Origin of the sequence: endosymbiont of Ridgeia piscesae, from assembly GCF_001443665.1 — a bacterium.
Classification (GTDB): Bacteria; Pseudomonadota; Gammaproteobacteria; order Chromatiales; family Chromatiaceae; genus Endoriftia; species Endoriftia persephonae.
In genome coordinates, this window is the sequence record NZ_KQ557115.1 from 170,116 (window position 1) to 189,469 (window position 19,354).

Sequence of the window (19,354 nt, forward strand, 5' to 3'; positions counted from 1 at the left end):
GAGGGCGGCAGCAGAGGCAAAAGCTGGCCTATGTAGCGGTTTTCCCTTATTGCGGTTGCAAGGGGATATTTGATATTAATACCGGCCATTAGAATAATGCGTTCCATATAAGAATAACCTAAAAAAGTTATCTGGTGGGCGCGCAGTAGTAGCACCGCTTAGGAGGATCTTCAAAGATGCACTTGCGTAAGTTTGTTGCCGCGGCCGCGGCGATTCCCTTTTTTATCTCCACTCATGTCGCTGCCGGGGTGTCCAAGGATCTAGCCATCCCCTCGGGAACCCCCGGTGCCGCTGAAATCGCCGATCAGGTCTATTTCGTCAACCACTTCTATGCGATGAAAAACTACGGCATCACCAAGAAGGGCAAGACGATGACCGTGCTGATCAATAAGTCTGCCGGCAAGAAGCCCACCACCATCGCCCTGGAACGTTACCTTAATAACGACTACCGCGACAACGCGATCAACGCTATGGACTTGGCGATCTTCCGCTCCGGCAAGCTGAGAGGCACCGGCATGCTGATCACCGACTATGTGGATGACAACAAGAGTCAGTCCTACTCCATCTGGTTGCCTGCGCTACGCAAGATTCGTCGTTTTGCCGAGCCGGCCCATGATGATGCCTGGGGCGGTACCGACTTTACTTTCGGTGATGTCACCCTGCGCAAGCCGAAGGACGAGACCCATGAACTGCTGGGCAAAGAAGAATTCAACGACTGCCTGGGTTCGATCCCGGATGTCAAGGTCAAGTATCTGCCCAATCCCCCCGCTGCGTCCTGCAAACACAAGGGCAAACAGGTCTACAAGCTGAAGAGTACCACCAAGCGTCAGAACTGGTGGTATGACTACCGTGTCAGCTACGTTGATACCAAGACCTTTGCCGACTATCGAACCGAGTTTTTCAAAGATGGCAAGAAGATCAAGGTAATCGATCGCGATTGGGTCAGCCTCGGTCAGGGTGACGCGCGCGCGCAGTCCTGGGCCTACTGGTACGGAAAGACTTTCGCTAGCGGCCATGAGACCTGGGCGGTGATTCCGGATGAAGTGGTGGAGTTCAACCACGACTGGAAGCCGAGCATGTGGTCGGAAAAGACCCTGCGCAAGATCAAGCGGTAATAATCAACCAAGTTAGAGGGGCGATTGCCCCTCTTTTTTGGGCTGCCGCAACGGCAGCCTGCAGTTTAACCAGATTCCAACCGGACAAAAGGGGAAGCCGCTAGGCGGGGTCCATGGGGCCGGGGGAGGAGTATGTAAATGTTTAAGCGATCAGTGATTTATCAATCCATGCTGCTTGCGTTGGTGCTGCCTGGGGTGGCAGTGGCGGAGATCGAAGTTAGCGGCTATCTGAAGAATGAGACCGCGGTCTTTACCAAAAGCGGGCAACGTACCGGTCAGGCCTCCAGCATGCTCGATACAACAGAGCATAGCGCCGGCGACCTGATGAAATTCGAGAACTCCGCGCGGATCTTCTTCAATGGTGATCTTGGTGAAGAGAGCAGCTGGCACGGCGAACTCAACCTGATCTACGACACTGAAGGGGTCGACGGTTACAAGAGCCACGAGAGCTATACCCAGAACGACTGGTTCCGTGAACTCTACGTGGATACCAGCGCTGGTGGTTGGGATCTACGCCTTGGTAAGCAGCAGGTGGTGTGGGGTACCGCGGATGGTATGAAGCTGCTCGATATCATTAATCCTACCGATTACCGCGAACTCAACCAGAATGCGATGGAAGACTCTCGCATCCCGATCTGGATGATCAATGCGGAGCGTAACGTGGGTGAGAGCGGCAACATCCAGCTGATCGTCTCCCAGGTTGAGGAGAACAAAATCCCCGGGCTGAATGCGGATGGAGATGCCGAGCATCCATTCCTGATGAAGGGCGTCGATTCGATCACTGGCAAGGTCAATGGCTTCCTCAACGTTACCCCGCGTCTAGCGGCGACGGCGCAGAGCTTCAACAATGCAGCCCAGGCCGGCATGTTGACCGGCGGTGTGCCGATGTCGAGCGGCCTGGTGGGTTTCGCCGGCCTGAGTGTGGACGGTTTTGCCAGCAACCCGGATCCGATCGGCAGTGGCACGTCAGGCAGTGTGATGCTCAACCAGATCGCCCAGTTTGGTCTGACCGATCCGACCGTGGCGGTTGATCCCAACGGCAACTTCTGGGTCACCAATCTGACCAGTGTCACCGGGCAGTTGCCAACTGATGTGACCTGGGATGTCAGTCAGGCCTCCTCAGCGTTCGAGTATATGGCCAACGCTACCTTCTCCACCTTTAACTCCTTTTCCGGGGCGGGTGCGACCGGTAACAGCGCCGGTGCAGTCTATGAGCGTGACTATCCGAACGATCTGGATGCCAACTTTGGCGCACGTTATCGCGGCAGCACCGATGGTGGCTTTAACTACTCCTTCAACTACTTCTATCATTACGACTCCAACCCCTATGTGGAGATGAGTTGGCGTGATGCGGTCACCAAGGAGACTCTGTCGGTGCAGCGCGCCCAGGCGATGGCAATCGGTGGCGGAGCCCAGGCGCCCAATCCAGCCACCGATCTGACGCCTGATCAGATCCCCAACTCTTTTGCGGCTGATGGTTCAAACTCGGTCTCCATCCTGCTGCACAATGCAGCGGGCGAGTACTATGGTGCGATCGACCCAACCACCTTTGCCACCAACACCAACACCAATCCGGTGGAGATGGTGATGACGGAGAAGCTGAACCGCATCCACAGTCTCGGCACCTCGTTCGACTATGCAATGGACACCGAGGCGATGGGTGCTATCGTGCTGCGCGGCGAGTTTCTCTACAACAAGGATGAGCTGCAGCCGGTGGTGGATCGGCGCCTGCTGGGGATCGGTGACCTGACCAACTCCCTGCGCATGGAAGAGGCGGACATGTTTAAGTATGTGCTGGGTGCGGATATCACCGTGCTGACCAACATGCTGGTCAGTGCTCAGTTTATCCAGTTCTGGAACATGGACTTTATCGAGGAGACGCGTACCTGTACCACCCAGGCGGGCAACAGCTACGATTGCTCCCGCTACACCGGTGACATGGCCACCATGAACCTGGATAACGGCCTGAACAAGGGACATGAGTTCAAAGAGTTCTACTCGCTCTTCTTCTCCAAGCCGTTTGGCGGCTCGCAGGAGCATCGCTGGAACAACATCACCATCTATGAAGAGGGCGGTGGCTGGTGGAACCGGCTCGATATGGAGTACACCTTCACCGACGAGTTGATCGGTTCTGCTGAATGGAACCACTACTGGGGTGACAAAGACACCACCTTTGGCCAGTTCGACAAGTCATCCAACTTCCAACTGGGTGTGAAGTACCTGTTCGACTGATCCGGGTTGAGCATCGAAACCCGCTGATGAGGATGGGGAGTCATTCCGTTGGAATGCCCTCCATCCTCGCTCTCTTTTCTACTCTCGGCATGGAGTCCCAAGTGTCATGAGCGAAACCCCCGCAAGCCAATCAGCTAACAACCACTGGGCGGAACGTTACGCCGATTTTGTCATCCGCTTCCGCTGGCCGCTGATGCTGCTGTTGCTGGTTGTTACCGTGATCACTGCTCTGCAGATCAAGAATTTGGATATGCGCAATGATCCAGATACCCTGCTGCCGCCGAGCAATCGTTATGTGGCGACCAACCTCTATGCCGAGCATAATTTTGGCATGGGCAATCTGATGGTCTTCACCCTGCGCGTCAAGGAGGGTGACGTCTACCAGGGGTGGTTCATCAACAAGGTGCAGGAGATCCATACCCGGCTGGTGGAGTTGCCCACGGCGCGCGCCTCGAACTTCATCGACATCGCTGCGAAGAAGATCAAGTTTATGGGGGCGGACGAGAACGGTCTGGTGTTCAAGCGCCTGATCCCCACCGAGGGTATCAGTGAAGACTCTGCTGTGGCCGCCGAACAGCTGGCATTCCTCAAGGAGGGCATCGAGGGCAATCCGGTGATGGGTCCGATGCTGATAGGCTTTGAGGATGCCGCCGGCAACAAGTGTGAGTTCAGCGACAGGGATACAAAGAACTGCATTGCTAAGTCGCTCTATATCATCGGTGACTATACCGATGACGTGAAGGAGATCTACCTCCCCTGGGTGCGCTCGGTGCGTGCCATGATGGACGAATATGGCGAGGATGATCGCTTCGAGTTGCTGGTCGCCGGCGAGCCCTACTTCCTCGCCTGGATGCTTGCCGATCTGGTCAATAAGTGGTGGCTGTTTGTCATCTCCCTGGCGATCGTAGTAGCTGCGCTCTGGTTCGAATTCCGCAACTGGCGCGGTGCGCTGTTCCCGATGATCGGCGTCGGCTCCACCATCATCCTGACCCTGGGAGTGATGGGTTTCTCCTCCTTCAAGCTGACCACCATGATGGTGCTGACGCCGATGTTGCTGCTTGCCATCGGCATAGGGCACTCGGTGCAGGTGACCCGGCGTTTCATGCAGGAGCAGGCGAAGGGGGGGAGCTGCGAGGATGCGGCGCGGCTCGCCATCTCACACACTATTGTCCCGGCGACCCTCTCCATCATCACCGACATGGTGGGCTTTGCCACCCTGGCCACGGTGGATATCTCCTTCTATAAGGCCTACGCCTACTTCGGCATGTTTGGCATGCTGACGCTGTTGTTTACCACCACCAGCCTGATCCCGCTGCTGATGATCACCTTTCCCGGCAGCAATGAGCAGATGGACGAAGGGGGGGGGCGCGCCTGGGAGCATAAGGTGGGCGGTGCCATCACCAACCTGCTGGCGGGGCCGGGCAAATGGTTGCCGATCGGCTTCGTGGCGGTGGTTATCGGCTGGTCCACCTATGAGACCGATATCTTGAACGGTACCTCAGAGGATCTGATGCCGGGGGTGGAGAAGGGTATCAACTACTCCCGTGCCGCCTTCAAGGAGCAGTCGATCACGATCCAGCAACTGGAACGCCTGAACCAGATAATGCCCGGTGTTATCTCGGTCTCGATCCCGATCCGGGGCAAGGCGCCGGTCTCTGAGCTCTGTACCGACACGCCTTTCCCGGAAGAGCTCTACGATATCGAGGAGCCCGCCGAGAAGCTGGCTCAGTGCAAGAAGTACGAGGCCGAGCTGGGTTGCTGGGATCCTGATCCCTGTGGCGCCCAGGGCATCTTCAACGATGCCGAGGTGCTGGCTGACATCGAGGCGATGGAGGAGTGGATGCGGGCCCATCCGTTCATCGGCTTCACCGGTTCCTACGCTCAGTACATCCGCTTGATCAACATGCTACTGACCGCCGAGCCGGGCGAGAAACCGCAGCTGAAGGATCTCTATATCCCGAGCGATGCCAAGTTGCGATCCATAGATCCGGATGATGACCGCAGCGGTGACGAGATCGTACAGCTCTACAACGGACTGCTGGAGACCATGACCGATGAGGGCGACATGGACTCCTTCGTCATGTCGAACTGGAACGAGGGCGTGGTGATGGGCTTCATCAACACCATGGATCCGAAGGAGACCCATCAGGTCACCATGGATATTCAGCAGTACATCGAGGACCACAAGAATGATTCGGGCTTTAGCAAGGTCAACTTCGGTCTGCGCGCCGGTCCGGTGGATGATCTCTCCAGTGACACCAACGAACTCTCGGTGGACGGCCCGGGTTATATCCGTCCGGCGGTTGGCGGTTTTCTCGGTGCCACCGAGGCGACTCGCGAAGTGGCTGTTGACAATTGGCTCGCGGGACCGCTGCTGACCGCCGCTGCGGTGTTCGTCATCGCAGCCCTGATCTTCCGTTCCGTGGTGGTCTCGGTGATCCTTATGGTGATGCTCTTCATCACCCTCTATGCCCAGTATGGGCTGGGTGGTTACATGACCCGGGTGGAGAACTGGTCGGGCAACCTGGCGTTCCATCTGCAGGTGGCGCTGAGTATCGCCATGGGGCTGGGTATCGACTACGGCATCTATATGATCTCGCGATTGCGCGAGGAGATGCAGGCCACCGCAGGCAATTGGGAGCAGTCGTTGGAGAACACGCTCAACACGACCGGATCGGCGGTGATCATCTCGGTGATCGTGCTGTTGGGCTGTTTTATCCCGTTGCTCAATACCGACCTGGCCAATACCTGGGGGCTGGGTGTCTATATCAGTGAGGCACTGCTGATTGATGTGGTGACCGCTCTGACCCTGCTGCCGCTGCTAGTGAAGTGGCTGCGGCCGAAGTTTGTATTTGGGGTTTGATCTCGTTTGAACCGCCAGAGCGGTGATTAGTACAGCAAGGCCGGCATCTCGCCGGCCTTGCTGTTTCTAGGCGGTAGTGGGATGAGTAGAGCAGAATCAATCTGGGGCGATGCCGGCTACACGGAGGCGAACAAGCGTGAGGCGCTTAAAGAGAAGGCCTCACCTGGAACATCGCTATGCGACGCAACCAAGTAAGGAAACTTTAACAAGGCAGCGAGATGCGCTGATTGGCGGAAGAGATCGAAACGCTCAAGGCTAAGGTCCGATCGTGTGTCGAACTCGCCTTCCACATCCTCAAACTAAGGCGGCCCATGTGGTTTTGGCCCATGAGGAGAGCAACGGTTTGGTCTTCACTTCGCATCGGCGAGTGACACCCCGGTTGGCTAATGGAAAGCCAATGCGTGGGCCAACTCTGATTGAGATTAAAGTGCATAAGTACCGCCTGCACTAGAACATCTGATGAGGCTTGACCGCTATCTGAGCAACGTCACCACGTTGACCCGTTCCCAGGCGCAGAAGGCGATCCGTGGCGGGCGGGTGTCGGTGGACGGAGAGCCGCAGAAACAGCCGTCGTCGAATGTCATGGAGGCTGCGGCAGTGTCGCTGGATGGCGGATTGGTGGCGCGGCACGAACCGCGCTATTTCATGCTGTACAAACCTGAAGGATATGTCTGTTCAACCGAGCCGGAGCTTCATCCTGGCGTGCTCGATCTGTTGGATGAGGCGACTGCTACGGGTCTCCACTTCGTCAGTCGGCTCGATATCGATGTCACCGGTCTGTTGCTGATCACGGATGATGGTGCCTGGTCCCATCGTATCCTTGCACCGGCACGGAAGTGCTCCAAGCGCTACCTTGTCACCCTGGCCGAGTCGCTGTCAGAGCGGGATGCTGAGCGCCTTCGTCAGGGTATTCTATTGTGTAGCGAGGCTCGTCCCACCAAGCCGGCGCAGCTGCAACTGGTGTCGTCGAACTCCTGTCGCCTCACTATCACCGAAGGCCGCTATCATCAGGTGAAGCGGATGTTCGCTGCGCTGGGGAATCGGGTGGTGGTGCTGCACCGCGAACGGATTGGTGGGCTCCAGCTCGACCCTGATCTGTCTCCCGGAAATTATCGGGCGCTGACGGAGGATGAGATCGGCGGGATCTTTACTGAGCCCTGAATCGACAGCGGTGGCCATCATGGCTATGGGCATATTACTGCCCATAGCTCCGCGGGAAGGGCACACTTGCTGCAAACTGCGGAGCGCAGGGCCTGCTGTCACAGGGTAACGATCAACCGCAGTGCATCCATCCTCAGTCGCGCCCCCTGGATCTGCTGATGCAGCGTCAGCCCCTGTTGCTGCAGCAGTTCAATCTCCACCCGGCGGATCGATGGGTTGTGCTTGCGCAGCGCGATCATACGCTGAATCTCCCCGGTGAAGTGCTCCATCATATTGTCGAGCGCCTGTTTGACCTTCGGTCGAAGCTCCTTTTCTGCGCTCTTCTCCGCGGCGCTGATCAACTCCAGAATCTCTTTGCGAAATCGGCGTAGCACCGGTGCGGTGGACTGGGGTGGCAGTGGCTCACCCTGTTGGGCGATCTGATCTATCGTGAGTTGCTGGTCGAGGCGTTCGCCCTGCGGGTTGACCAGCACCCGGATCAGTTGCGGCGGCAGGAAGCGCCCCACCTGCAGTTCGGCCGGGGCGATGCACTCGATCTGGAACAGCGCCTCGATCAGCAGCTGGCCGGGTTTCATCTCCGGATGGCGCAGCGCGATGGCGCTGCTGTTGCCGCTCTCCTGGCTGATCACCTGCTGCATTGCCTCGCGCAGCATGGGGTGTTCCCAGGTCAGGAACTGGCGGTCTTCGTGGGCCAGTGCATCGGCGCGGTCGAATGTCAGTGTAAGACCGTCGTCTGGCAGGCCAGGCAGGCGGTTGTTGCTGACCTGCTCAGCAGGACGTAGTACAAAGCCGTTGCCGAGGGGTTCGACCTCTGCGCCAAAGCAACCGAACAGCCGCTCGCAATATTCATAGAGCCTGGAGGAGCTGTCGAGACTGCGTATCTGCCGCACAATCTGGTCAGCGAGGGGCTGACGGCAGCCTGCCAGCTCAAGCAGGTGGTCGCGGCCCTGCTGCAGGCGTTGCGCGGTCTGCTGGCGCAGCTCAGCGGTGGCCGCCAGCAGTGGCTCAAGTTCCGCTTCGGCTTCGTCTTCCTCCAGTACCTGCTGCAGTGCCGGTGCGAGCTGGCTAAAGATGGTGTGGGCACCAGGCACGGTGTGGTGGAAGGCGTCGAGTCCCTCGTGGTACCAGCGCACCAACCGCTCCTGGGGGCCGGGGCTGAGATAGGGTACGTGCACACGCACGGTCTGCTGCTGGCCGATGCGGTCGAGCCGGCCGATGCGCTGCTCCAGCAGGTCGGGGTTGAGTGGCAGGTCGAACAGCACCAGGTGGTGGGCGAACTGGAAGTTGCGCCCCTCGCTGCCGATCTCTGAGCAGAGCAGGATGCGGCTGCCTTGGTTCGGGTCGGCAAACCAGGCGGCGGCGCGATCGCGTTCGATGATGCTCATGCCCTCGTGGAACAGGGCGGCGCCTATCCCCTCCAGGCTGCGCAGGGCCTCCTGCAGCTCGATGGCGGTCTGCGCGTGGGCGCAGATCAGCAGCAGTTTGGGTTCGGGGTTCTCGCGTAGGAAGCGGCACAGCCAGCTCACTCGCGGGTCGGTGCGCCACCACTCTTTCAGGCCGGCGGCGGCGTGGATGCGCTCGGGGGCGAGCCAGGCGTCTGGTGGGGCGCTCTGCTGCGGGTCGATCTGCTCCGCGTCGTAGCACTCCGGGTTGGGCAGCGGGTAGCCGTGGAATTCGCGCTCTGGAAAGCCGCTGATGCCTGCGCGATTGTTGCGGAACATCACCCGGCCGGTGCCGTGGCGGTCGAGCAGCAGCTCGATCAGGGCGCTGCGGGCCGACTCACGCTGCGTTTCGTCAGAGCCTACGTCGCTGATCATGGCCAGCAGTTTGGCGCACTCCTCTTCGCCAAACTGGTCGAGGATCTGTGCCTGCGCATCTTCTGAGAGGGGGGTGCGCTGCATCAGCCGGTCGATCGCCTCGGCGGCGGGGCGGTAGGCTTGTTCTTCGGCGAGAAATGCCTCCAGAGAGTGGAAACGGTCGGGATCGAGTAGCCGCAGTCGGGCGAAATGGCCAGCGCGGCCGAGCTGTTCCGGGGTGGCGGTGAGTAGCAGGATGCCGGGGGTGTTGAGGGCCAACGCCTCCACCAGCAAGTATTCGGGGCTGGGGTCATCCTCGCTCCAGGCGAGGTGGTGGGCCTCGTCGATGATCAATAGATCCCACTCGCCTTCTAGGGCTTGGGAGAAGCGCTGCGGATTCTGACTGAACAGGTCGAGGCTGCAGAGCACCAGCTGCTCGGCATGAAACGGGTTGCTTGCCTGGCCCGATTCGATAATCGCGGTACAGCGCTCTTCGTCGAAGATGCTGAAGTGCAGGTTGAAACGCCGCAGCAGTTCCACCAGCCACTGGTGCAGCAGTGGTGAGGGCACCAGGATCAGGGCGCGGTTGGCGCGTCCGCTGATCAGTTGCTGGTGCAGGATCAGGCAGGCCTCGATGGTCTTGCCGAGCCCAACTTCGTCGGCCAGCAGCACCCGCGGTGCATGACGGCCAGCCACCTCGTGGGCGATGTAGAGCTGGTGCGGGATCAGGTCGATGCGTGCGCCTTGCAGGCCGTAGTTGGCCGATTCTGCCAGCTGTGCCTGGTGGTGCAGGCTGTGGTAGCGCAGCTCAAACCAGTGGTTGGCGTCGAGCTGGCCGGTGAGCAGCCGGTCGCGGGGTTTGTTGAAGCGCAGGTAGTGACTGAGTTCGCTCTCCGGCAGCTGGCGTGTGTTGCCATCCTGCTGTCGTACGGAATAGATGAGCAGTCCCTGCTGCTCGCTGACCGAGGTGATGTGCAGGGCTTCACCCTGCTGGTCTTCCACCTGGTCGCCGCTGTCGAAGCGGATCCGAGTGAGCGGGGCGTTGGCGCTAGCATAGACGCGGGTGGCGTCGCTGGCCTCGAACCGCAGGGTGACGGTGCGGCCTTCGAGTTTGATGACGCTGCCCAGGCCGAGCTCCGATTCGGTGTCACTGATCCAGCGTTGGCCGGGGATGAACTCATGCATTCGAGGTCTCCGCAAAAAAACCCGCCATTGTATTGAATTTAGCCGCCAAATTCAGGTTTGCGGAGAGTCATGGGGGGCGGCTTTGGCCACACTGCTCTTTTACCTGCCTGTGGGAATCTTTAGAATCCGCCTAATTTCTTTCAACTGCCGCTCTGGTGGCCGGAGTCGATTGCGTGGAGAAGATCTTCGAGAGTTTTTTGTGGAACAGCCGTTTGGTGGTGGTGTTGGCGGTAGTGGCCAGCCTGGCGGCATCTGTGGGTATGTTCTATATGGCGACGGTGGATGCCTTCTACATGATCGGACATCTGCTGCACTATGCCTCACCGGAGCTGACGGAGACGGCGCGGGTGGCGCTGCGTTCCAGTTCAGTGACCCATGTGGTGGAGATTGTCGATGGCTATCTGTTGGCTACCGTGCTGTTGATCTTTGCGCTCGGGCTGTATGAGCTGTTTATCAGCAAGATCGATCAAGCTGAGCATGATGAGCGGGCCTCGCGGGTGTTGCTGATCAGCAGTCTGGATGATCTAAAGAGCCGCCTGGCCAAGGTGGTGATGATGATCCTGGTGGTGCGCTATTTTGAGTTTGCCCTGGGCATGAGTTTCAACACGCCAATGGATCTGCTGCAGTTTGCTGGGGGGATCGCGCTGCTCGGCTTGGCGCTCTATCTCTCGCACATGGCGGACAAAGGGGGGCATTGAGTCCGCTAGAAATCCCCGACAATGGGTGATGGATTGATAAATCTCTTTTAAGTGGACATCTTATCTGGTGGTAATATACTGCCCCGTCGAGCCGATGGGACGAGGCGAACTCATCCCTGTAAACAGGCAGATCTCTCTCAAACTGAAACACGAGGTTCTTTTACCGATGATGAAAATGAAAGCTCTGGCGCTGTCTCTGAGTGTCGCTGCCCTTTCCCTGGGCATGGTTGGCAATGCGGCCGCTGATGGTGCAGCCCTGTTCAAGGCTAAGACCTGTTTCTCCTGTCACGGTCAGGATGCCAAGACCCCGATCATGCCGGTCTACCCCAAGCTGGCTGGTCAGAACGCCGACTACGCCTTCAACCAGATGATGGATATCAAGTCTGGCAAGCGTAATAACGGTCAGACTGCTGCGATGAAGGGCATCATGGCGATGGTCAGCGAGGCTGAGGCGCGCGAGATCGCCAACTGGCTCTCCAGCCTGTAAGGCAGCAGTGATGCTGTTGGCTGGCACGCCTTATTGGAGGTCGGCCGGCAAGCTGCGATAGAGGGGCGAAGATGAAGATCTTTGCCCTTTTTTTTGTCTGATGGATCGGCCATTTGCCTGAATTGCAGGGCAAATGCCATAAAAAATAGCGGAAAGGGTGCGTTTGGGGGCGTGACAGGTTCCTCTGATGGGGTGCTTGATGTTTATCATGTGCCCAGGCAACAGGCCGGGGGATTATGCCTCGGCGAATCGGGTTCAAATACATATGATTGCCGCTCCCTTCCCGGCAGTGGCCGTTATTCTCAGGAGTCATCGTGAATATTTTCAGAACAGTCGTGAGCCTTGTTTTTCTGATGGTCAGTGCCGCTGCATGGGCCGGTTCCGTAGCGGATCAGGTTGAGGTCGAGGACCCCTATGTGCGGGGGGTGCCACCAGGCCAGCCCAACTCTGCCAGCTTTTTGCGTCTCACAAACCATGGCAGTGTAGACAGCGCTTTAGTTGGGGCGAGGAGTCCGGTGGCCAAGGTGGTTGAGCTGCATACTCACACCATGGAGGGCGGCATGATGCGGATGCGGCCGGTGGAGAAGATTGATCTGCCGGCGGGCAAGCAGGTTGCGCTGCAGCCGGGTGGTCTGCATGTGATGTTGATCGGTCTGAAGCAGAAGCTGGTTCCTGGTGAGCGGATTCCGTTGACCTTGCTGTTCGCCGATGGTTCAGAGAAAGCTCTGGAGGCGCCGGTGCGCAAGCTGCAGATGCGTATGATGCAGAATAAAAAGATGTCGCACTGATCCGACGCTGGCGCTGATCGAGTGAGCGTGCACCCGATTGGGGAAATCGGGTTACACTCCCCGGTCAGCGTTTCAAGCCGTCGGAGCGAGCATGCCAGAATCCCCTTTTTCCTCTTTCGATCACTTCTCCGGAGCGTTTGTCGAAGGGCTGCGCGGCGTGCTGCAGCAGCCTGGTCTGGGCGCCTATATTCTGGCCCACGCCAATGCAGTCTTCGATGAGGCGATCTTAACTACCCTGGAGGCGCCGCTACGGCAGCGCTTTGAGACCCTGGCTGCGGAGTGCCGGGAGGCGCTGGGTAATGGCCGGGAGATCAATGGAGCACCGGACGACCAGTTGGTCTTCCTCAAGCTGATGGCTATCGGTTTCGATGGGGTGCAGCTCAACCGCTTCCGTCGTGAAGGCCCTTGGGCGCTGCAGTTCAACCATCTGCGTTCGTTCCGTCCGGCACGGATGGCGACTGAGCAGGTCAGTGGCATCCACAAGTCGTTCAATCCCGCGGGGTTTCACTTCAATAAACCTTTCCTGCGGCGCGAGGTGTTTTGGGCTGGGTCTCTGCATGGCCTGGAAGTGGAGCTGCTCTACAATAAGTTTCCGTTTGTGCCGATGCACGGTCTGCTGGTGCCTGAGCGGCTTGATCGTGAACCGCAATTTCTCTCCCACCCTTATCATATCTACATCTGGCGACTGACCGAGGCGCTGGCCGAGACGCTATCCGGCGTCGGCTTCGGTTACAATAGCTATGGCGCCTATGCCTCGGTCAACCACCTGCATTTCCAGATGTTTCTGCAGCAGACGGCGATGCCCATAGCTGATCCCCGCTGGGCACATAATGGTGGGCCAGAACCCTATCCGCTGGAGTGTCAGCTGTTCAGCTGCCCCGAGCAGGCCTGGGAATGGCTGAATCAGCAGCATCTGGAGGAGACTAGCTACAATCTGCTCTACCAGCCTGGATGCATGTATGCGGTGGCGCGTAGAAAACAGGGCAGCTACCAGCATTCCCCCTGGACTGCAGGATTTGGCTGGTCCGAGATCGTCGGTGCTATCACGACCTTTAATCAGGTTGACTTTGAAACGCTCGAGGTGGAGACGGTGCTCAACGAGATGAAGCGGTTGCGCCTGGGGTGAGCGTGGGCGTGGGGTCAGCTACCGTCCAGCCAGTCGATCAGGTAGTAGAGCCGGACACCCTCGGACGAGCGGGATGGGCCGATCACGTGCGCGGGGTGGCGGTGTTGCTCAGGTGCTGCAGCTTCCAATGCCGCCTTCGCGCTCTCCTTTATTTCAACACAGTTTTCCGGGAAGCGACTGCGCCGGCGGCTGGGAGTGAATACGATGGCGTAGCAGGTTTTGCTGATTCGGCTGTCAAGTGGTGGGTGCTGCATGCTCTTTCCAGGATTTTCCGTTCAAATTACTGCCTGATCAGGTAATTAACAAGTGTGCGGGAGGCGCGGCTGAGTCATTTTGACCTGTATTAGAGGGTTCTGGTATAGTTCCGCAGCTTTTTTGGGGTTATCAGGTAGAACCGGATGAGGGTGCGGCGTGCTGTCGCAGACGGTTGGCACCTGTTAGACAGTGAACAATCCAGGCAAGAACATAGCAGGATCGAACATGAACAAATGGCTAGTAACTGCTTCCATCGCACTCGCTGTTGCAGCAGGTGGAGCTCAGGCGGCCGGTGACGCAGCCGCAGGTCAGACTAAATCGGCAACCTGTGCGGCCTGCCATGGTCCCGATGGCAACAGCCTCAATCCGCAGTGGCCGAAGTTGGCGGGGCAGCATGCGAAGTACATTGAGCGGCAGATTGCCGACTTCAAATCCGGGGCCCGCAAAGATCCTGTGATGACCGCCCAGGCGGCTCTTATCCAAGAGCAGGATATTCCTAACTTGGCGGCCTATTTCTCCTCACAGAAACGCAACGCGGGTACTGCGGCGGCGGACAAGGTCGCATTGGGTGAGAAGATCTACCGCGCCGGCAACGCAGCCACCGGCGTTTCGGCCTGCATGGCCTGTCACGGTCCGTCGGGTTCAGGCAATCCGCAAGCCAACTTTCCTTCCCTGGCCGGCCAGCATGCGCCCTATGTGGAGAAGGCCCTCAAGGATTTCCGTTCGGGTGGACGCACCAACGATACCGGCAAAATGATGCAGGGGGTGGCCAATCGCATGACTGATGAAGAGATTGCAGCAGTTGCTCAGTATGTGCAGGGCCTGTCCCGCTAGTTAGTGACTCAGGTCTTGCATCAGAAAGGCGGCTTTGGGCCGCCTTTTTTGATGGTGGAAATCTGTGGGAGAGAGCTCAAGGGATGCTGAATAGTTGCCGTAATATCGCTGCAGGTACACAATGCCAATATTCTGGCAGGGAAACAGGGTTGCGCTAATGCGACATCAGGCAGATCAGTTTGGCAAGGAGCAGGGCGGTAAAGATCGTCTCCGGCTCCTCAGCTACAATATTCAGGCTGGGGTAGATACCAGCAGCTACCGCGAGTATGTGACCAAGAGTTGGAAACACATCCTGCCCCATCAGGAACGGCAGAATAATCTGGATTGCATCGCCGGGATCATCAAGGATTTCGACCTGGTCGGCCTGCAGGAGGTCGATTCGGGCAGCCTTCGTAGCGGCTTTATCGATCAGACTGAATACCTTGCCAGTCAGGCCGACTTTCCCTACTGGCACAAACAGGTCAATCGGCGCATCGGTAAACTAGCTCAGCACAGTAACGGAGTGCTCAGTCGCCTGATGCCTTCGGCGATTGCCGAGCACCAGCTGCCGGGGCTGCCGGGACGGGGCGCATTGCTGATCGAGTTTCAGACCAGTGAGCAGCCCCTGGCCATTTGCATTCTCCATCTGGCGCTGGGCAAGCGCGCGCGGATGCGTCAGCTCGCTTATGTGAGCGAGGTCATCTCTCACTATTCTCATCTGGTGTTGATGGGGGACTTCAACTGCGGTTGTGGCTCCCGCGAATTTACCTACCTGATGGAATCCACCGGTCTGCAGGGATCCTCCTGCAACCTGCACACCTTTCCGAGCTGGCGTCCCAAGCGCAAGCTCGACCATATCCTGGCGTCCCCCAGCCTGCGTGTCGCCAGGACCGAGGTGCTTCACTACACCCATTCCGATCATCTGCCGATCATGCTGGAGATCGAACTGCCTGATAATGTGGATCTGGCGCGAGCCGCCTGACGGCACCATTTTTTGCTTTTCCGGCAGGGGCTGGATAACCTTCAGCAGAATGCTATAAAGCTTGGGAACTCTTTTCATAGAAGAATAAGATGGACGTTGATAAGGATTTGAAAAAGGCCTACGAGGATCTGCTCAAGAAAACCGAGCAGGAGTCAGATAGACGCCTCGAGGCAGAGTCGCTGTTGACTCGAACTATCGTTCGGCTGTGCCTGGCCTGCTCCGGCCTCGATCCAAATCTGGATCCATACCTTAAATCGATCCGCGAGTCGCTGCGTAATGGCGTCAACCCCGACTTGCCCAAGGAACTGAATGAGCTTTCAGATACCTTGATGCGTCTTGGTTCGCCGGATGAGGCACCGCCTGCTGTTGTCTGGCATAAACTCACCTCTCGTTTGAGCCTCTCCGAAGCGGATGCCAGCGAGGCGGAAAAGCTCTTCGGTCAGTTGCAGACTGATCCCCAGGCGGCCGGGGAGCAGGAGTTGGACCGTCTTGCCCTGCTGCTGAGCCACGCGATTGGTGGCGATGGGAAGCAGAAGAGCTTTTTTGACCGGCTGATCAAGAGCAAGCGTAGCAGTGAGTCGCCTCCTGGCGAGCTGCCAAACCACCTGTTGCGGGAACTGCTTGCTGCCGGCAGCTGGCCTGGGCACTGGAGTACAGAGATCTCTCGCTTTCAGGCGCGGCTCAATGATGATTCGGCAGAGGATGAGTGGATCAGTGTACTCAGGGAGCTGCTTGATCTCACTTCCACATCCTATAGCGACGCCCAGGTTGAGATCCATGAGGCAGAGGAGTTTCTGGCGAACCTGACCCGGCGGCTGCACGATCTGGAGACCCACTTCCGCGAGGCTCATGCGATCCGTGAAGAGGTGATCAGCAGCGGGAGGAATCTGAATGTCGAGGTGAATGCCCAGGTCAGTGGCCTGCAGGCATCGATCGCCAAGGCAACTGATCTGGGGTATCTGAAGCGTGAGCTGGAGTCCCACCTGTCGGGTATTCAGCAGACCATCGACACCTTCCTCGAGGAGGAGGAGCAGCGCTTCTCCTCCTCTGAAGAGCGCGAACGTATGTTGCGGGAGCGGATGCGGGAGCTTGAGCAGGAGTCGGAGGATCTCCATTTTCGCATGGTCGAGGCGCACCATCTCGCCCTGCTCGATACGGTTACCGAACTGCCGAATCGGCTCGCCTACGAGGAACGGCTGGCACAGGAGGCGGCACGCTTCAATCGATTCGATGCGCCATTGGCCCTGATGGTCTGGGATGTGGATGACTTCAAGTTGATCAATGACCGTTTTGGCCACCAGGCGGGTGACAAAACACTGCACATCATCGCGCAGAATTTGAAAAAACGGCTGCGCGAAACCGATTTCATCGCCCGCTATGGCGGCGAGGAGTTTGTCAGCCTGCTGTGTGGCAGCGATGAGACGCAGGCGCTAGGGGTGGCCGAGGAGATGCGTCTGGCGGTGGAGAAGAGTGGTTTCCACTCCGGTAGCCGCTCGGTGACAGTCACCATCTCCTGTGGCATCAGTGGCTTTATCAAAGGCGACTCGCCGGAGGCTGTTTTTGCGAGGGCGGATAAGGCGCTGTATGAGGCAAAACGCGCCGGCAAAAATCGCTGCGTAGTTGCTGATTCTGGTTTCGGCACTTAATCCTGAATAAAGAAGTAGTGCCAGGGTGCGCCGCTCGCCTCAGCCAGTGTGTTGAGCAGACGGGTTGAGGGCTGTGCCTCCTGCGGGAAGATGTTCTCCACATAGAGAAACAGCTGGCCTGAGCCCGCCGTTTGGCGCCACTGGTAGTGAGCAGGATTTTGGCTGTGAGCGCAGTGGGGGCAGGTCGCCTGGTAGTCTTGAGGTTGCTCCTGCCACTCTTCCATTATTCTCTCCCATCCCTGGATGCGCCGCCGGCATTTGCCACAGCGAGGAGGGTTGGTGTTGCGGCCCTGCAGGAAGATTGGTTGGTCCATCGGCAGGATCTGCAGATGACAGAAAGAGCGGTCGTCATCGGTGGGCTCCAGCTCGATATGGGGTGAGCAGCCCATGAAGCTGATCAGTTGCAAGAATCGTTCGCCCAGCAGGAAGCGCCGCTGATCCAGTCGTTCGCCACAGAAGTCGATCTGTCGCAGGTGCCCTGTTATGCCGTCGAGAGTTGGCAGGGCGAAAAACGGGTCTTGCGGGGTCAGAACCAATCGCCCGGTGTGCATCGCCATCTGAGTTACTTTTTTACCGGTGTTGGGCGATAGAGTGGCACGGCGGTGATGCTGTTTTTCGGCGAACCATCCACCAGCTTATCGCTGTAGGTGAGGTAGATCAGGGTGTTGCGGCTGGCGTCGTAGAAGCGCACTACCTGCATCGTTTTGAAGAGGATCGAGGTGCGTTTCTTGAACACCTCCTCTCCATCACGCTGGCCGTTGTAGATATCCTCAGCAAGCTGCACCGGCCCGGTCTGGCGGCAGGCGATGGAGGCATCAGAAGTATCCTCTGCCAGGCCCACAGCGCCGCTCATGCCGCCGGTTTTGGCGCGGCTCAGATAACAGGTCACTCCGGCCACTCCTGGGTCATCGAAGGCCTCGATCACTATCTTGTCGTTGGGTCCGAGCATACGGAACTTGGTGCTGACCTTGGCGATGGTCTCTGCCTGTGTGCTAGCTGCCAACACCATCAAGCCGGTTAATGCCGCGTATTTTATCAATTTCATCATCTGTTGGGTTTGTTAGCTTACGATGGCCTTATACGATGAGGGCATAGCTTCAGTTGTTCAAGGGGGGGGGAGTCGGCATGCTGAAGAATAAGCAGTCCAGTCGGGCATTCATTGCCTTTGTCGTAACTTGGGCATTTGCCATTCTGACGGTGACCGGGATTGTGCTCTATGTGGTGCCCCAGGGGCGTATCGCCTATTGGATCCACTGGTCATTTCTGGGGCTGGGCAAGGAGCAGTGGGGGGATCTGCATATGGTCTTTGGTGGTCTCTTTATCGCCACAGGGATCTACCACCTCTATTTCAACTGGAAGCCCTTCAAAAAGTACCTGGCTGACCGGGTGAAAGGGCATCTGCAGATCAAACGGGAACTGGTTGGTTCGCTGCTGCTCTCGTTGGTGATCATTATGATGTCGATCTATGCGCTGCCGCCGGTCAATTGGGTATTTGATCTCAATGATTGGCTGAAAGCGGCCTGGGTCAAGTCACCGGAGATGGAGCCGCCCTTCGGTCATGCGGAAGAGGTCTCCCTGGGCGGCATCTCGAAGCGTATGCGGATCGATCTGCCGGTGGCGATGCAGGCATTACAGAAAGCCGGTATCCGCTTTGAGGGGACGCAGCAGTCGCTGGAGAAGATCGCTCTGGCCAATAACACTACGCCAATGGCAGTTTACGCAGTGATCCGGCCACATATGGAGAGGCCAGAAAAATTGCAGCTAGGGGATTTGTCGCCTGAAGAGCTTGAAGCGCACTTTGCTGGCACTGGTCTGGGACGAAAATCGCTGGCTGAGGTTTGTCAGGAGGTTGGTGTTGAGACCACTGTTGCCATTCAACGTCTTGCCGAGCAGGGTATAGATACCAGTCTGCAGATGAGCCTACGGGAACTTGCCGGACATCATGGCAATTCCCCGGTTGGTTTGGTCAAGATTATCCTCAAGAGTGAATGAGATGATGGGGCGGCAAGCTTTCCGACTCGCCTTAACGATTGGCCTGGCCTATCGGGATTGATTATTGTTCAGGGTGGCAGACGGTTTCGTTCCCGTCAGGGGATGGCGCTGGATCTCGTCACTCTAATTGACGGGGTTCGGTATGTCTGTCGATAAGGGGCCTCTGATCAAGTCATAAACTCGTATCTTGTGCCCAGAATATCCAGCTTCTGCGT

Annotated in this window: 16 protein-coding genes; 12 read left to right on the forward strand and 4 right to left on the reverse strand. The window is 57.9% G+C overall.

Features of this window, described 5'->3' with window-relative positions:
- The first annotated feature begins 176 nt into the window (after nucleotides 1-176).
- The 4 genes from Ga0074115_RS00835 (at nucleotide 177) to rsuA (ending at nucleotide 7,371) form a co-directional block, all read left to right on the forward strand.
- Nucleotides 177-1,115 carry an outer membrane lipoprotein-sorting protein gene (locus tag Ga0074115_RS00835; protein WP_060528104.1) on the forward strand — a complete coding sequence of 313 codons (939 nt, stop codon included), beginning with the start codon at nucleotides 177-179 and terminating at the stop codon, nucleotides 1,113-1,115.
- A gap of 138 nt (nucleotides 1,116-1,253) precedes the next feature.
- Entirely contained in the window at nucleotides 1,254-3,347 is a 2,094-nt protein-coding gene (locus Ga0074115_RS00840) for a DUF1302 domain-containing protein (protein WP_060528105.1), read from the forward strand.
- Nucleotides 3,348-3,453: 106 nt separating this feature from the next.
- Entirely contained in the window at nucleotides 3,454-6,210 is a 2,757-nt protein-coding gene (locus Ga0074115_RS00845; RefSeq protein WP_057955097.1) for an efflux RND transporter permease subunit, read from the forward strand.
- A 459-nt stretch (nucleotides 6,211-6,669) separates the two neighbouring features.
- Complete coding sequence (gene rsuA, locus Ga0074115_RS00850; protein WP_057955098.1) at nucleotides 6,670-7,371, forward strand: 16S rRNA pseudouridine(516) synthase RsuA; 702 nt, start codon at nucleotides 6,670-6,672, stop codon at nucleotides 7,369-7,371.
- Nucleotides 7,372-7,469: 98 nt separating this feature from the next.
- Here rsuA and rapA read toward each other — a convergent pair whose 3' ends face one another.
- Entirely contained in the window at nucleotides 7,470-10,352 is a 2,883-nt protein-coding gene (gene rapA / locus Ga0074115_RS00855) for an RNA polymerase-associated protein RapA (RefSeq protein WP_057955099.1), read from the reverse strand.
- A gap of 173 nt (nucleotides 10,353-10,525) precedes the next feature.
- Here rapA and Ga0074115_RS00860 point away from each other — a divergent pair, with 173 nt between their 5' ends.
- The 4 genes from Ga0074115_RS00860 (at nucleotide 10,526) to Ga0074115_RS00875 (ending at nucleotide 13,451) form a co-directional block, all read left to right on the forward strand.
- Nucleotides 10,526-11,050: a YqhA family protein gene (locus Ga0074115_RS00860; protein WP_057955100.1), complete on the forward strand. Its 525-nt coding sequence runs from the start codon at nucleotides 10,526-10,528 to the stop codon at nucleotides 11,048-11,050.
- Between the two features lie 166 nt (nucleotides 11,051-11,216).
- The gene (locus Ga0074115_RS00865; RefSeq protein WP_057955112.1) at nucleotides 11,217-11,537 is read left to right on the forward strand and encodes a c-type cytochrome; all 321 of its coding nucleotides are present in this window, start codon (nucleotides 11,217-11,219) and stop codon (nucleotides 11,535-11,537) included.
- A gap of 335 nt (nucleotides 11,538-11,872) precedes the next feature.
- Entirely contained in the window at nucleotides 11,873-12,325 is a 453-nt protein-coding gene (locus Ga0074115_RS00870) for a copper chaperone PCu(A)C (protein ID WP_232432838.1), read from the forward strand.
- Between the two features lie 91 nt (nucleotides 12,326-12,416).
- Nucleotides 12,417-13,451, forward strand: coding sequence for a GDP-D-glucose phosphorylase 1 family protein (locus Ga0074115_RS00875; protein ID WP_060528106.1), 1,035 nt, complete (start codon nucleotides 12,417-12,419; stop codon nucleotides 13,449-13,451).
- Nucleotides 13,452-13,465: 14 nt separating this feature from the next.
- Here Ga0074115_RS00875 and Ga0074115_RS00880 read toward each other — a convergent pair whose 3' ends face one another.
- Entirely contained in the window at nucleotides 13,466-13,705 is a 240-nt protein-coding gene (locus Ga0074115_RS00880) for a hypothetical protein (protein ID WP_057955102.1), read from the reverse strand.
- 226 nt (nucleotides 13,706-13,931) lie between these two features.
- On the opposite strand from Ga0074115_RS00880, the gene Ga0074115_RS00885 reads away from it, so the two are divergent.
- From Ga0074115_RS00885 to Ga0074115_RS00895, 3 genes are all read left to right on the forward strand, one after another.
- Nucleotides 13,932-14,540, forward strand: coding sequence for a c-type cytochrome (locus Ga0074115_RS00885; RefSeq protein ID WP_057955103.1), 609 nt, complete (start codon nucleotides 13,932-13,934; stop codon nucleotides 14,538-14,540).
- A 157-nt stretch (nucleotides 14,541-14,697) separates the two neighbouring features.
- The gene (locus Ga0074115_RS00890) at nucleotides 14,698-15,501 is read left to right on the forward strand and encodes an endonuclease/exonuclease/phosphatase family protein (protein WP_057955104.1); all 804 of its coding nucleotides are present in this window, start codon (nucleotides 14,698-14,700) and stop codon (nucleotides 15,499-15,501) included.
- A gap of 89 nt (nucleotides 15,502-15,590) precedes the next feature.
- The gene (locus Ga0074115_RS00895; protein WP_057955105.1) at nucleotides 15,591-17,147 is read left to right on the forward strand and encodes a GGDEF domain-containing protein; all 1,557 of its coding nucleotides are present in this window, start codon (nucleotides 15,591-15,593) and stop codon (nucleotides 17,145-17,147) included.
- On the opposite strand, the gene Ga0074115_RS00900 is transcribed toward Ga0074115_RS00895, so the two are convergent.
- Together Ga0074115_RS00900 and Ga0074115_RS00905 are read right to left on the reverse strand one after the other, a co-directional pair.
- The gene (locus Ga0074115_RS00900) at nucleotides 17,144-17,704 is read right to left on the reverse strand and encodes a hypothetical protein (RefSeq protein ID WP_057955106.1); all 561 of its coding nucleotides are present in this window, start codon (nucleotides 17,702-17,704) and stop codon (nucleotides 17,144-17,146) included. The genes Ga0074115_RS00895 and Ga0074115_RS00900 overlap by 4 nt on opposite strands.
- Nucleotides 17,705-17,709: 5 nt before the next feature.
- A complete protein-coding gene (locus Ga0074115_RS00905) occupies nucleotides 17,710-18,192 on the reverse strand; it encodes a CreA family protein (protein WP_408642700.1) in 483 nt (160 codons plus the stop codon).
- Between the two features lie 80 nt (nucleotides 18,193-18,272).
- On the opposite strand from Ga0074115_RS00905, the gene Ga0074115_RS00910 reads away from it, so the two are divergent.
- Complete coding sequence (locus Ga0074115_RS00910; protein ID WP_057955107.1) at nucleotides 18,273-19,139, forward strand: DUF4405 domain-containing protein; 867 nt, start codon at nucleotides 18,273-18,275, stop codon at nucleotides 19,137-19,139.
- Nucleotides 19,140-19,354 lie beyond the last annotated feature (215 nt).